Annotated in this window: 11 protein-coding genes; 7 read left to right on the forward strand and 4 right to left on the reverse strand. The window is 50.3% G+C overall.

Features of this window, described 5'->3' with window-relative positions; translation table 11 throughout:
• Positions 1 to 145 precede the first annotated feature (145 nt).
• Positions 146 to 1,024, forward strand: a complete 879-nt coding sequence (lptB, locus tag Mal48_RS12390; RefSeq protein ID WP_145199702.1) for an LPS export ABC transporter ATP-binding protein — start codon at positions 146 to 148, stop codon at positions 1,022 to 1,024.
• A 524-nt stretch (positions 1,025 to 1,548) separates the two neighbouring features.
• Positions 1,549 to 3,477 carry a transketolase family protein gene (locus Mal48_RS12395; RefSeq protein WP_145199705.1) on the forward strand — a complete coding sequence of 643 codons (1,929 nt, stop codon included), beginning with the start codon at positions 1,549 to 1,551 and terminating at the stop codon, positions 3,475 to 3,477.
• A gap of 168 nt (positions 3,478 to 3,645) precedes the next feature.
• Here the strand turns inward: Mal48_RS12395 and Mal48_RS12400 are convergent, their stop codons facing one another.
• Both Mal48_RS12400 and Mal48_RS12405 read right to left on the reverse strand, forming a co-directional pair.
• Positions 3,646 to 5,262: a protein kinase domain-containing protein gene (locus Mal48_RS12400; protein WP_145199707.1), complete on the reverse strand. Its 1,617-nt coding sequence runs from the start codon at positions 5,260 to 5,262 to the stop codon at positions 3,646 to 3,648.
• A 388-nt stretch (positions 5,263 to 5,650) separates the two neighbouring features.
• Positions 5,651 to 6,361, reverse strand: a complete 711-nt coding sequence (locus Mal48_RS12405; protein ID WP_145199710.1) for a GntR family transcriptional regulator — start codon at positions 6,359 to 6,361, stop codon at positions 5,651 to 5,653.
• Positions 6,362 to 6,447: 86 nt separating this feature from the next.
• On the opposite strand from Mal48_RS12405, the gene Mal48_RS12410 reads away from it, so the two are divergent.
• From Mal48_RS12410 to Mal48_RS12420, 3 genes are all read left to right on the forward strand, one after another.
• Complete coding sequence (locus Mal48_RS12410) at positions 6,448 to 7,728, forward strand: Gfo/Idh/MocA family protein (RefSeq protein WP_231739519.1); 1,281 nt, start codon at positions 6,448 to 6,450, stop codon at positions 7,726 to 7,728.
• The gene (locus Mal48_RS12415; protein ID WP_197441663.1) at positions 7,728 to 9,194 is read left to right on the forward strand and encodes a class-III pyridoxal-phosphate-dependent aminotransferase; all 1,467 of its coding nucleotides are present in this window, start codon (positions 7,728 to 7,730) and stop codon (positions 9,192 to 9,194) included. The genes Mal48_RS12410 and Mal48_RS12415 overlap by 1 nt, the downstream gene beginning before the upstream one ends.
• 360 nt (positions 9,195 to 9,554) lie before the next feature.
• Positions 9,555 to 10,880, forward strand: coding sequence for an NRAMP family divalent metal transporter (locus Mal48_RS12420; protein ID WP_145199713.1), 1,326 nt, complete (start codon positions 9,555 to 9,557; stop codon positions 10,878 to 10,880).
• A gap of 150 nt (positions 10,881 to 11,030) precedes the next feature.
• Here the strand turns inward: Mal48_RS12420 and Mal48_RS12425 are convergent, their stop codons facing one another.
• Both Mal48_RS12425 and Mal48_RS12430 read right to left on the reverse strand, forming a co-directional pair.
• A complete protein-coding gene (locus tag Mal48_RS12425) occupies positions 11,031 to 11,474 on the reverse strand; it encodes a hypothetical protein (protein WP_145199716.1) in 444 nt (147 codons plus the stop codon).
• Between the two features lie 134 nt (positions 11,475 to 11,608).
• Positions 11,609 to 13,003, reverse strand: a complete 1,395-nt coding sequence (locus Mal48_RS12430) for a polysaccharide lyase 6 family protein (protein ID WP_145199719.1) — start codon at positions 13,001 to 13,003, stop codon at positions 11,609 to 11,611.
• A 107-nt stretch (positions 13,004 to 13,110) separates the two neighbouring features.
• Between Mal48_RS12430 and Mal48_RS12435 the strand changes: the two genes are divergently transcribed.
• Entirely contained in the window at positions 13,111 to 14,787 is a 1,677-nt protein-coding gene (locus Mal48_RS12435) for a sodium:solute symporter family transporter (protein WP_197441664.1), read from the forward strand.
• Positions 14,784 to 15,017 (forward strand): hypothetical protein, encoded by a 234-nt coding sequence (locus tag Mal48_RS12440; RefSeq protein WP_145199722.1) that lies wholly within the window; start codon positions 14,784 to 14,786, stop codon positions 15,015 to 15,017. Before Mal48_RS12435 ends, Mal48_RS12440 begins: the two co-directional genes overlap by 4 nt.
• Positions 15,018 to 15,059 lie beyond the last annotated feature (42 nt).

Consider the following 15,059-nt stretch of genomic DNA (forward strand, 5'->3'; position numbering starts at 1 on the left):
GTTACAAAATATGCTGACAAGACTGCTGAAACCGTAGCACTTCACAGGTGAATTCGGTCACTTCCGCAGTATTGTCACAGCCAGAAAGTTGTGAGGCGATGCTGTCTGCCGAGCAATGGGCTGTCTGCGAACAAAGGATTGTTCAATGTCGATTCTGGAATGCCGTGATCTTGTCAAAGTTTATCCAAACGGCTTTCGCGCCGTTGATGGAGTCAGCTTTTCGGTGGAACCAGGAGAGATCGTTGGGCTTTTGGGGCCGAACGGTGCTGGCAAATCAACCACATTTCGAATGACCTGTGGTCTCACCGCTCCGACAAAAGGAACAGTTTTCCTGAATGGGCAAGATGTCTCGAACTGGCCGATGTACAAACGGGCTCGGCACGGAATGGGATACTTGCCGCAGGATCAGAGCATTTTCACAAAGCTTTCTGTGGAAAAAAACCTGATCGCTATCCTTGAATACATGCCGCTTTCCAGCCGAGACCGTAAGAATCGCGTTACTGAACTGCTCGGTGAATTCGGATTAGAAGGCAAACGCAAACAGGTCTCATCAACCCTTTCCGGGGGAGAACGCCGCCGCCTGGAAATAGCCAGATGTCTGGCAAGTAACCCAAAAATCATTCTGCTCGACGAACCATTCACCGGGATCGATCCCACAACAATTAACGACATCCAAGACGTCATTGGCGCACTACAGGACTCCGGGATCTCAATTTTGATGACAGATCACCGCGAACGAGAAACATTAACCATCACTGATCGCTGCAATATCATTGTTGATGGTCGCGTTCTGGTAACGGGTGATATCGATGAAATTTTCCGTAGCGAAGATGCCCAGTCGCGATACTTCGGACATCGCTTTGACCCAACTTCAATTAAAGACGAACGGAAACGATTTCGTACAGATCGCGCCAATTCTCCTTCCGTTCCCGCACCGCATTCGAAAACCGAAAAGCCATCTCTTGCTATCGCCTCGGAAACCATCGCTGCAGAAACCGTTGCTGACGAAGCGGAATGGCTCTAAGGCATCTCCCGCAGACTCTTCACCATAAAGTCTTTCACAAAATACGGTTACGACAGTGAGTCGAGCAGACTGCTCTTCCGTGGGTCCACGCCGAACTCGTTTCATCAAGAAGCTGCTACGTGTTTCGAGACGCCTTCAGTATCGCAACACCGACACGAGACGGGAAAAATGCTCCACAACAGCTTGGCAAGATTTGATCTGTCCCAGCCGAACGGTCTGAAAGTGTGAGATTTTGATGGTGGGCAGGATCTATGGCCTCCTCAGGCGAACAGATACCATGTTTTCAATAAGCTGAATCTGACTGCATTGCAATTTCTTCGATTCACTTCATACTTTGGCCCAAAACCAGAACCGTTCGAAAACCTTTGGAATAGCCGCTTTCCTCAATGTTTGAGAGAGCAATTTCAAGTTTCAGGATCAGTTCTGAACGCCGCTCATATCGCTTACACCTGGTTGTCAAATGTCAAGTAGGACAGCTTCCACGGCCTGATCGTAAACTTATTGATTTGTTGGAGAAAGTAGAGATGACTGATACCACTGAATTCCCAATTCCACTTCATGAATACCAAGTGGTTCCGCTCGACCCGAAAAATCCGACTCTCACCGACGAGCAACGATCTCAGCTCGATAAGAACATTCAGCTTTGCCGTGACGCCATTGTCTTCTTCACTGCCATCGCCGATGCAAAAGGGCTGGGGGGCCATACAGGGGGGCCTTATGACACTGTGCCTGAAACTCTCATCATGCACGGCTTCATGGAACATTCTAAAAATGGTGGAACTCCAGAAGTGCTGCCGATCTTCTTCGATGAAGCGGGCCACCGAGTTGCGACTCAGTACCTGATGGCGGTTTTGGAAGGGGACATGGACATTGAGAAACTGTTCCATTACCGCGAATATCTGTCACATCTTCCGGGTCATCCAGAGCGTGGATTTACTCCGGGCGTGAAGTTCAGCTCTGGCCGCTTGGGGCATATGTGGCCATTTGTGAATGGCGTGGCGATTGCCAACCCGAACCAGGTCGTCTTCATGCTTGGGTCCGACGGATCACAGATGGAAGGAAACGACGCCGAAGCAGCACGTCTCGCAGTCGCTCAAAATCTGAACGTCAAAGTCGTCGTCGATGACAACGACGTTACGATTGCCGGACATCCATCAGATTACCTCAAAGGTTTTGATGTCTCGAAAACACTCGAAGGTCACGGACTGACAGTGAACACCGGCGACGGCGAAGACCTCGACAGCCTGTACGCCAGAATGTGTGAAGCAGTCACACACGATGGACCGGTTGCATTGATGAACAAACGGAAAATGTGCGTTGGCATCGAAGGACTCGAAGGGAGCGCACATGGTCACGACGTCATTAAAACCGCTGTCGCAATCGATCACTTAAAATCACGTGGTCGAGACGCAGCTGCTGAATATCTGACGACTGTTGAAAAAGGTCCTGGAGGCCCATCTCACCAAGGCTCCGATGGAAGCAGTATCGGCAAGAACCGTGACCTCTTCGGTAAAATTATGAATGGAATTCTGGATAAAATTCCAGAAGAACAACGAATTGAATCGATTCGTGTTTTCGATTGCGATTTGGAAGGAAGCTGCGGCCTCAATCATATTCGTGCTGAACATCCAGAGGTCTTTGTTCGCGGCGGCATCATGGAACGTGGGAATTTCTCCGCAGCTGCTGGCTTCGGATACGAGCGAGGAAAGCAAGGAGTCTTCGCAACTTTCTCTGCGTTCCTGGAAATGGTCGTCTCTGAAATCACAATGGCACGATTGAACCAGAGCAACGTTCTGGCACACTTCAGCCACGCCGGTTGCGACGACATGGCAGATAACACCTGTCACTTCGGGCTGAACAACATGTTCAGTGACAACGGGCTTCCAGAGGAAGGTCATGACAACACGCGTCTCTATTTTCCAGCGGACCAGCATCAGTTCAAAAAATGTCTCGAAACGATCTACAGCCAGGAAGGTCTACGTTTCATTTTCTCGACTCGTTCAGGAGTGCCTGATTTACTGAACGAAGAAGGCAACAAAGTTTTTGGTGACGACTACGAATTCGTTCCCGGAAAAGATGATGTGATTCGCGAAGGAACGGCTGGTTACATCGTCACTTTTGGCGAGACAACCTATCGTGCCCTCGATGCTGTCATTCGCCTGAAGGAAGCCGGGACAGATGTCGGATTGATTTGCAAGTCAACACTGAATGTCTATGACGAAGAAATGATGGCGAAGCTTGCAGCTGCCCCTGCGATCCTCGTCGCCGAATCCTTCAATGTCAAAACCGGCCTCGGTTCACGCTTTGGGACAGAGCTTCTCAAACGTGGATTTAAAGGGAATTACAATAACATCGGCACACACAAAGAAGGTTCTGGAGGACTGTGGCAGCAAATGGGCTACCAGGGTCTGGACTCCGACGGAATCATGGCCTCCATGCAAAAGTTGACATAGAGCCCCACACATCGTTCTTCACGCTCTGCTTCAAAGTTGACTTCTGAAGTTCAATTCAAGGCGACCGAATAGAGTCTCTATTCGGTCGAAGCGGGAAACTCACCGAACGGCCGGTGATTGAAATTTTAACAGACCGCACACGAGAACTGGTCTCGTGTGCGGTCTGTTTTATGACTTGCCAAGCATTGATCTGATGTCCCAATCAGAAACGTCCAACGGTTTTCGAAACTCTTCAAGTATTTCGAGGCTCTTGCTTCGGTTCCCTGGGGCAATGTCCAGTAATGACCGCATAATTTTTTTCGCGGTCGGATAACTTTTGGGGATCTGCGCGAGGACGACGCTGACATCCCATTTCTGAAAGTTATGTCCCATCGTCAACAGATTTGTCGGATTTGATAAACGTTGTCCCGTCATCAGTTCGAAGGCAACACAACCGAGAGAAAACCAATCCGATTCAGGACAGATCTCCCCTCGAAACTGCTCGGGAGACATGTAGGCCGGAGTTCCTGCGATCACACAACGCGAGTCTTTTCCGGCAAAGAAAGGGACAGACAACCCAAAGTCCATCAGCTTCACATCGCCTTTCAAATCGATCATGCAATTGGCGGGCTTCACATCGCGATGAACAATTCCAGCGGAATGAGCATATTCAAGAGCATGAACCAGATTGGCAAGAATCCGCAGAACCGACGTTTCGTCATATGGACCACGTTCTTTCAAGACTTGCGCAAGTGACGCTCCCTCAATGAATTCGATGACCATAAACGCAGTTGCGAATGCATCAAACCGTTTGAGCAATCGGGGAATGTTCGGATGATCGAATGAAGAAATCAGCTGCGCTTCGCGATCGAACCACTCCCTTGCCAATTGATCGACATGTAACCGGTGGCTCATCATTTTCAGAGCAACTCGCTGCCCGGTTTCCTCGGACATTGCATCATACACAACCGCCATCCCACCTCGCCCTAAGCGCCGCGAGATCTGATAGCCCTCTAACGTCACTGAGAAGAGTGCATCGCGGCGATGGTTCCCTAAACGCTCACCAATAATAGTTGTAATCACATTTGAAAATTCTTGATGCTGGCGAAGCAAAGCGTGGAAATCCTGCTTGCTAAGTGTCAAAACATCAACGCCCCCTTCTGCCGTGACCGTGGCAGTTCTCCAGGGAATTCCCATCAAAGCCATTTCACCAAAGACTTGTCCCGGAACGATACGACCGATGCGTAAGTTCTTCGTATGATTTTGAACAATGGTCACTTTCGCGGAGCCAGCACAACAGACATAAAGGAGATCACCCTCCTCCCCTTCTGTAATGATTTTCTGCCCGTCATGAAAAACCGCTGGTTGCATTTGAGCATGCAGGGCTTTCTGCATCGAAACCGGCAACAGCCCCAACGGTCCGCCCCGAAATTCCGGGATCGCAGCAGCTTCCGAAAAACTATTCGAGGAGTCAGGAAAACGACTTCCAGAGTCCGACGCTCCCAACAAAGCTGCACTGATCCGAGATGAATTCAACAGTTCTTCAGGCGCACCAACGTACTGTCGATGCTCTGGATAACTTGAAAAATAATTCTCGGGTAAAAGATCTGGAGTTCGTTCCTGGAGAATTCGAAAATGATGAACGACAAGCTCTTGAAGCAAGTCTCGATTCTCCGAGGAAAGAGAGAACGAATCAAGCAGCTCGAAAAGAGAAAATCCCGAATCGGAATCGCAACGGTCTTCCAACTCAGTCAACAGTTGCCCCATCAGAGCAAAAGAAACAGTATCATCCTGGTCATTCGACATTGAAGCTCTATTCAGTCGCTTGCCGAAGAAATCCCTTGCCGGAATTGAAATTGCCTGAGAATCAACACAATCTTATGCAAAAGAGCTGAAGCTCACTCTGATCGACCCATCCAGACGGCTTTTCGTCACGGTTTTCATCATCGCGAAAACATAACTCCCAGAATCAAATCGTACCAACGTTTCCGATCCATCGCTAGGGCATTTTTGTGCCCGTGAAGACCGCTTTTTTGACTTCATATATTGCTCGCCACGAGGCAGAACGCAAAGAAAAATATTGGGTCAACTCTGAAGCATTTTCAATGACTGTCGTGCCCGAGAAGATCGTTTTATTGACTTCATAGACTGCTCGCCACGAGGCAGAACGCAAAGACTTGTCCCCGTGTTAGCGTTAGACAATTCTTGATTTGGGGCGAGTCTTCGAAGCTGAATCCAGATGCTTGGCGACAGCCGATTTCGCGCCCGCTGAGTCACCTGATTTCAGGGCTTCGAGGATTGCAGTATGTTCACGAAATCCGCGTCGAAGGCTCTGCTCAGTGTCATTCCCTGCTTGATATGAGACCCGTTTGTAGCTCCAACACTGACGGATCGTTGTTCGCATCGGCAGGTTGTCGCAATATTCTGCAATTGTCAGGTGCAGACCGCCATCGAAGTAGGCTGCCGCCTCGACCCAGGCATGTTCTTTATTCGGTCGTGCTTCCCGAGCCAACATTTCCAGATCGGCAAGGACATCAGGATCGATGTTCCCAGCGGCTCGCGCGGCTGCGTGCGGCTCGACAAGCTGTCGGAGTTGATGCACATCAACCAGCCAGTTTTCAGCTGCCTCTCGAACAGTGGCCCTCCGATTACGGTGCTGACTGACTAATCCGTCAGCTGCGAGACGGACGAGAGCCTGTGCGACCGGTGTCCGGCTGACTTCGAGCGATTCGGCAAGTTTTGTTGTTTTCAGCTCCGACCCACCTGGCAAATCTCCGTTGACGATTTGCAGGAGAATTTGATCGTAGACGTTGTCCACCAGCGACATCTCCGCATCTCCTCCGTCAGCCACAACGAGACGAAGAGCCGGATATCGGTCAGGATGGAATAATGACTTGACGACCATGAGGCCTCCGGGTAAAGTGCATGCACTTAATAAATGTGAGTTCAATTATTGTAGTGTATTCGATTAGTAAAACAAGGGAAATCATCGTGTCAACAACACAATCGCGAAACTTGTTGCGAGCAGGCATGGTCGGAATGGGGATGATCTTCGACGAGACGTATCGCCCCTTCTTTGAATCTGTTCAGACAACAGGTCTCACGGGCCAATCCTTTCCGACCTGTGATGTCACCCTGTCCGCAGTTGCAACACGAACCGGCAAACGTGCGGAGGCATATCGCGGTCGGGCGAGCGGCCGGCTTGCAGAATTCGAAAGTTGTGCAGGAGCGGACTCCGTCCAGAAGATGCTGCAGGACAAACCAGATTTTGTCTGTGTCGCGACTCCTGATGACCGCCACTTTGCGGCAGCAAAAACTGCTCTTGAAGCGGGATGTCATGTCATCATTGAGAAGCCCTCAGTGTTGACGCTCGACGAACTCGATCAACTTCAACAGATTGCAACCGAAAAGAATGTGTTGGCGAAAGTCGTCTACCATAAATTACTTGACCCAGACCACAAGAAGCTCCGCACGCTCGTTGTCGATGGACAGTTGAACCATGTCAACAACGGTTACTGCACACTGCTTGAGCCGAAATCGATTTCAGGCGGTCAATTTGCCGAATGGATCAAAGGGAGAAATCCCGGAACTTACGTAGCGGTCCATTACATCAAACTCATTGACTTCACATTTGGTGGGAAACTAAAAAGTGTGACATGCACTGGACAACGTGGACTCGTTGGCCCTGCGGATGGTCCAACCTGGGACTCCACGCAATTACGATTGATTTATGAATACGAAGATCAACGCGAGGCCGCGTTTGACATTCACACAAGCTGGGTGACTCCCGACAACTTCCCAGGTTATGTTGAACAAGAAGTGCAATTCCGTTTCGACAATGGTCTCTGGAACGGACACAGCCGCAAACGCGGGATTGAATGCACCATCGAAGGAGAAACTCCGTTCACTAAGAAAATCTCGATGAATAACCACTACAACGGTGAGTTCCTCGAACCATGGAACGAACGATCACAGCGTGGATACGGCGTTGAAGTCATCGAGCGATTTGCTCGGGAAGTGGCTCATGTCGAATTAGGTGGCCCAGTTGAGGAACGTGGTCAACGGCTGAAAGAAATTTCCGCATACGATTACAATGACCTTTCCGCTGATCGGCAGGTTGTTGCGGCGGTCCAAGCAATGGAAGCGATCCTTGAACGCCATGCCGCTGGGACTCCCGATTCTGTTGCGTATCTCAATACAGACGAAGGTGGACTCGTTTTGTACTCTCCCGGAAGTGTCAAACCAGAAATTTTATACAAAGGTCAAGTTTAATGACGACTGAATCAATCAATCAAAAAGCGACCGTTCTACATGACGGCGAGACAGCTTCAAACGAACTTCGTCGACGCAATGTCTCGACAGAGCCTCGGTGCCTGCGAACGCCCACTTCCAGCATGGCTGTCATCGAAAGCAGCGCGGGCAGTTACCATTACACTGTTGAAGGTCGAAAGCTGATGGATTTCACCTCGGGTGTTTTGGTTTCTAACCTGGGACACAACCCGACACGTTGGTGGAAGCGACTTTACGACTACCTTGGACATGGAGAGCTGGTTCAAAAGCTTCATGATGGAATTTCAGAGAGCGACGAGCAATTTGTTCGCGCGGCTCCTCTGACTGTCTATAACGCGGTCTCTCCTTTAGAAGTTGAGTCATGCGAACGGCTTCTCAAAAGCATGCGTTCCGAGTCTGGCGGAGCCCGGATGGAACAGGTCCTGTGGGCAGCCAGTGGAAGCGAAGCGGTCCAGAAAGCACTTTGGGCATCTTTGGCGCACCGCGAAGAGGGAGACATCATCATCGCCACTCGCGATGGTTTCCACGGCAAGAAAGGCTTGTCCGCAGCGATCACAGGGAACGAAAACAGTCCTGACCGTGATCCACGTGTGCGATTCATCAGCTTTCCGAAAGAAGAGTGTTACTCCGTCGAAAAACGACGGGAACCTCTCGATCTGACGAAATACGAAGCAGAACTGACTGCACTCGCAAACGAATTCGGTTCACGTCTTTGCTGCGTTGTCACTGAGCCATATCTCGGTGGTGGCGGATCGTTCCATCCTCAAAAAGAATACCTGCAACTGTTGCAACGTTTCTGCCGAGAATGGGACATTCCATTTATCCTGGACGAAATTCAAGCGAACTTTGGACGCACCGGTTCAATGTATGCCTACTCCCATTACGGCGTTGAGCCAGACATTGTCCTCCTCGGGAAGGGACTCGGCAACGGAATTCCCGTCGATGCCGCAGTCGGTCGGTCCGATCTCTTCGGGGCGCTGGGCTATGGTGACGGTTCGGACACCTGGAGTGCCCATCCACTTGGATGTGCTGCTGTGCTGGCAACGCTCGATGAATTTGAAGCTGGAAATGTCATCGAAGAATGTCAGGAATTGGGATCGGTTCTGGAAGAAGGCTTGTTGCGTTTGACCGAACTCCCTGCCGTAGCTGCCGTACGTGGTGAAGGAACGGTTTGGGGTGTTGAATTCCAAGCTTTGAAAAGCGACAAAGCTGACCACACTCCGGAAGAAGTAGCGATGGCTGCCGTGGAGGCCTGTTACCATGGCGATGGTGCGGGACATGCCATCCACGTTCTCGGACCTTTGGCAGGTCGCGTGATTCGAATCGCTCCTCCATTGGTGCTTTCAACAGCGGAAGCACGGGAATATCTGGACGCCATGTACAACATCTTGTCTCGGCTCCCAGAATTTTTGAGTGGTGACGAAAACTGGCAACCGTCGCAGTCTTAAAATTCTGTAAGACGTGGAAGTTGTCATTTTCATTTTTGAGCATTTCCACAGTGAACGTTTCGAGCGTTCCTTGTTCGTTTTTGATCCCGGAATCCTCTGGTGACTCACCAGAGGGTTCCGGTCTTGAGTGTCAAACAGACTCCCCTCTCTTCTCATGACCCAGAAGCACCATCGATCGGTCTCCCTATTTGAGGAGGCGCCTCCGACAAATTCCAAAACTGGCGACTCGACTGAGAATCTGAGACAAGTCAAATAAGAAAGTCACTCGACAACCGCTGCTCAAATCTACAAACTCTCACCGAATGACTTCGAAGCCCCTCAACAACACTCACTATCAGCGAAGAATTGATTGAGTTAAATATGAAAAACATTTTCAAGTCGATTGGCCCAGCGATCATTGTCGCAGCGGTAGTGCTTGGCCCAGGTTCGATTTTGACGAGTTCCAAAGTCGGTGCAACGTTCGGGATTATGGGACTCCCGGTCATCTTCGGGGCAACAGTCTTGATGATTGCGATGGTCTCACTCTCTGCACGGCTGGGAGCAGTTTACGAGGGGAGCCTGTGCGATGAGTTGGCATCGCGACTGGGGCGGCCGGTTGCAATCTTGATCGGGCTCACCCTGTTTACACTCGTTGCGTTCTTCCAATCGTCCAACAACATTGCTCTTATCGGGGGAATCGAACCGTTATTCGGTGACACCCCACTCGGTTTCAAAGCTCGCTGTGCAGTTCTTGTGCTCGCGAACTTATCGATTATTGCTGTGCTTTATCTTCTTCGTGATCTGTACTCATCTGTTGAAAACATGATGAAGTTGCTCATGGCGATGATGACGATTTCGTTTCTGCTAAATTTCCTTGTCATCTTCACCAAGCCGAGAGCCTACGAACCGGTCCCTTCCACTGAAGCACTCGACTGGCTTCCTTTACTTGGGATGATTGGGACAACCTTTTCGGTCGGAGGAGCGTTTTACCAAGCGTATCTCGCGAAAGAAAAAGGTTGGGGACCAGATGACGCACGAGCGGCATTTACAGATTCCATCTTCAGTATCTCTCTGCTCGGGTGTATTACAGCCATGATTCTGCTGACATCCTGGCGTGTCTTTTACGCGCACCCCAATCCAGTTGCATTGTCATCAGTGGGCGATGTTGCTCGCCAATTGGAACCTTTATTCGGCGCCGCAGCGAAGTACATCTTCTGCCTTGGGATTCTGGCTGGTGCTCTGAGTTCGTTCCTGGTCAATGCCATGATCGGTGGAACAGTCATGTCCGACTCGCTTGGAAAAGGTGCGAGCCTGAAAGACAAATGGCCTCTGCACATGACAGCCACCGCGTTACTCGTCGGCATGTCCGTCGCGATTGCCTCGCTGGCCAAAGAGGGCAGCACTGTCAACCTCATCACGATTGCTCAGGCATTGACGGTTCTTGGAATTCCCGCCTTGGCAGCTGCGTTGATCTACCTCGGAACCCGCAAGGAACTCCAAGGCAACCGCAGCATTCCCAAAGGAATCATCATTGTCGCGATCATCGGCTTTTTTGTGTCCTGTGTTCTCGCTGCCATGACTGCAAACAAAGTCTATGACAAGTTGAATCCCCCTCCTAAAGAGGAGAAATCAGCCATGGTCATCGAGGCCGACCACCTGCAGAGCTATCTACACTTTGAGGCATTCGGTTCCATTCGCTTAAGTTAAGCAACGAAACTCTCATCCAGAGAACAACTCGCTGCACCAGAGCATTTTCTAGAGTAGTTTGCTCTACCGTTTGCCCGTGAAGAATTCATTTCTCTAGCAAAAATGCTGTTCGCCACGAGGCAGATCCTGCAAACCAATTCGAAAGATGCTTTAGCTTGGATCGTGTTGTTCTGGAGTGAGAGGCTTCGTTTTACGAGCAAGAATCGCTCCCAGAAAACTCATGGGGAGATAAGCGAGTAGCAGGTCAGATGCGATGAACCAAATTGGCCCGCCGCACATGACGACCATCATGATCCCGCCCATGAGAAAGAAAAGGCCAATGCCGATAGCAATGAGCATTTGGAAGCTGGCTGCCATCCTGGCGGCGGTATATGCACCGGCGAGAGTCCCGAGGGCGTGAGCCAGAAATGGAAAAACGAAATTCATTGGCGTGAGCAGCTTCATACTCTCACGTACACCTTCCATTGTGGAAACATCCGCACCATCGGGAAGTGGAACGATTGCCATCCCCAAGTTGACCAACCCTATATTCACGATACTGCCAATCAGAAAACCGACAACGATCGCCAAAATATTCTTTACGATACGATTCATGAGCAACCGAGTCCTCAGCTAAAGCATCTTTCGAATGAGTGTTCAAGTTCTGCCTCGTGGCGAACAGCAATCTCATTCGAGAAACTCATTCTTCACGGGCACATGGTAGAGCAAACTGCTCTAATGCAATCTTCTCAGTTCGTAATCCAACTTGGCCCGACATCTTTTTGGGTGAGTGGCGGTCTGGTTTGGTTCCCGAACTCATCGCAACCGATGTCGTAAGGCTTCTGCCCCCGATCGACTCCGTCGATGTCTCGTTGAATTTCGCCCCACAACGGTGAGGCTGCAGCGATCGCAGGACTGTTCAAGGTTGGTCGCGAGATTTTTGAATCGTCGAGTTGAAATAAGATCTCCGCAATCGTTTCGGCTTCCAGGTTGTCGGCATATCGAGACTCGACCGGCTTCCCGAAGGGATGAATCACCACCAGATCTTTCTTGCCGACCAGAATATTGTTGGTGATCAAGGAATTTACTGGTGGCTCTCTTTGCTTCTTTGATCCTCCGACACCAATCGAGAAAGTGACTTTGCAATCGACAAACGTATTGAATGCAACGATGGGATTCTTGACCTGGTAATAACCATGCAGAGGAGAATTCTCCAAACCGTTCATCATGCACAAGGCACTTCGTTCGTCATCTCCTTTCAGATTCGAGAAGTAGTTGTTAATGACAATGTGATCTTCGCCAATGATGCGCACTCCCCCGGTCCCACGTGCTCCTTCGCCCAAAAAGAAATTCTCTTCGACTCGACAGCGGTTTCCATGCCGCAACGTGAGTGTTCCTGAGCAACGACGGAATGTGTTCTCCCGATAGATGTTCCCACAAGACTTATTCGAAATGATTTCAGCTTCGCCGTCACATTCTTCAAACAAGTTTTGCTCGACTATTGTCAAGGATTCACTCATGGAGACATGGCTAGTCCCAATACGGATGGTTTCCCCGCCATTCCGGCCAAGCGGCCTTCGATGCCCAAAGTAGTTATGGTCGATACGATTGTGATTTGGGCGAGCTGCCACCCAGACGACGAGCGTCGGGCCGTCTGATTCTTTGCCTGAAAAATGACAATGGTCAACACGATTGTGCGTTCCATAAAGCGATAGCCATTTCTGCTCTTTCTTCTCAGGCGAAGGCAAAGTGTTTGTGAAGGAACATTCGGTGACACGACAATTGTGCGCAAGTTCTTTACTGCTGCGTCGTGTCGCGAGAATGTGAACCGGAGTGGTGACATCCTTGAAATGGAAGCCGCGCACCACAATGTGTTCCCCACCGAACTCAAACTTCGACTCTCCAGTGAAGACCACTTCCCCCGGCGTTTCAGCCTCAACGAGTATGGGACGTTCAGAGGTCCCCGTAGCCGCAAAGCGGATTTCAGCGTTCTCCCAGACTCCGTTTTTCAACTTGAAGCGGTCTCCCGGAGAGGCGGCCCCGAGAATCTTGTTGAGGTTATCGGTAGGCTGCAACAATCGTTCAGCAGCCACAGCGGGATGGGCAGCTACAACAAGTGTGAAAACAAGCCAGAAATTGCGCATGTTTCTTCCTTCAACACTCAAGGACGATTGATTGCTTATTGTGACACAACTTAGACTTGGACGCGATTCACTGAACTGATTCAGGCCTATTATAGAGGACGACAACTTTGACACTCGCTGCGACCAGTCATCTGACCACGCCAGATTATATTGTCACCCTTCTGTACCTTGCGGGGACGATTGGAATCGGTGTTGCAATTGGCCGGAAGATGAAGACCGGTTCAGAATTCTTTCTAGGTGGGCGACAACTTCCCTGGTGGGCGATTGGCATGTCGCTCGTCGCGACCGATATCGGTGGGACTGACATCATTGGTGTCGGTGGAGCGGCCTACACACATGGCCTCGCCGTGGCAAATTTTGAATGGATCGGCTGCATCCCCGCTATGATCATCGGGGCATTTCTGTTTATTCCATTCTTTTATCGAACAGGTGTTTTCACGATCCCCGAGTATCTGGAACGCCGGTACAATGTGGGGGTGCGTACGGTCATGGCCATCTGTTGGCTGCTGTTTATGGCCTGCAATCTGGGAATCATGTTGCTGGCCTCCGCAAAAATGATGTCGGCAGTTTTTGGCTGGAATGAGCCGCTGTGCATCTTGGTGACAGCAGTCCTTGTGGGCGCATACACGTGCGTCGGTGGGTTAGCTGCGGTTGTTTACACCGACATGATTCAATGTACGGTAATGATCATAGGATGCCTGCTGGTCCTGGTGCTGGGCATCATCGAAGTCGGCGGCTTTGAAGAACTTCAGACTCGACTCGCAGAGGTCGAAGCTCGCCAAATGGAGGAAGCTCGGGGTGAAAACGAACCGGAAACAAACGAGGAATCTCCGCCAGCAGACCGGCCTCTCGAGCGAACTTCGTTACTCCTTCCAGCAGACACAACCTCACCATTTCCCTGGACGGGGATTTATTTTGGACTGGCCTTAATTCTGAGTCCGGCGTACTGGATTGGAAATCAAGCGATCGTTCAACGTTCACTCGGAGCGAAAAGTGACTTCGAAGCGAAAGCCTCTTACATCTGGGGAGCCCTGCTAAAGAACATCATTCCGATTATCGTCGCCGTCCCAGGCTTGGTCGCGATGGCCTTGATACCCGATTTGGAAAGCGGAGATACCGCGATTCCGAGTTTAGTGAACAGGCTGCTTCCGGTCGGTTTGCGTGGGCTCTTCGTCGCGGCGTTTTTGGCGGCGTTAATGTCCAGTGTCGATTCTTATTTAAACTCTTCAGCGACGATTGTTTCAAACGATCTTTACAAACGATTTGTGAATCGAAACGTTACGGACGAACAGCTGTTAACGATTGGAAGAGTGACAACGTTGGCTTTAGTGCTCTGGGCGGTGATCTTTGCATTCCTGCTCACACTAGCAAGTGAAAACTCTGGAATTTATGCAATCTTCCAAACTTTAATGGCCTTCTTCCAAGGACCGGCCTTCGCCGTGTTGCTGTTTGGAATGCTATGGAAACGGGCGACCGGAAAGGCCGCATTCATCGCATTACTCTGCGGAATTGCGACGTCGATTTCGCTCTACATTCTCAGTCAGGAAGCTGTCACGGATGCACTCGGATGGGAACCTCTTTTTCGTATTCAGGAACCGTTCTTGTACTTCTCAGTCTGGGCATTTCTGGTGACTGCATTCCTTTTAGTTTTGATCAGCTTGATTACCCCCATCGAAAGTGACGTGAAGTTAAAGTACGTCTTCCATCGAGCGAAGTCGCTCGACAAAACTGATTTTTCGGCTGCGGCTGGCCTATCGACTGCAGCTGAGGAGACCAACTCATGAGCCCACTGCATTACATTGGTCAGATCGTTCGCGAAGCACTCCAGATGATCCCGATGTGGGGTGTGCGCCTGCTGTTTGTCGGGACGTTAGTTGCTTTGTTAATCTGGGTCCTCCGGCTTCCGGAGAGTGAAACAACTCCCGAAGGGGGAGCAAAACGCTGGGATGAAAATCTGAAGTTAGGAGCATCGCTGGCCCTCATCCTGCAAATCATTGTTTACTCATTTCTTTAAAAGAGAAAAATGATCACTCAAATCGATGTGAATCGAGTTCAT

Origin of the sequence: Thalassoglobus polymorphus, from assembly GCF_007744255.1 — a bacterium.
Taxonomy (GTDB): Bacteria; Planctomycetota; Planctomycetia; order Planctomycetales; family Planctomycetaceae; genus Thalassoglobus; species Thalassoglobus polymorphus.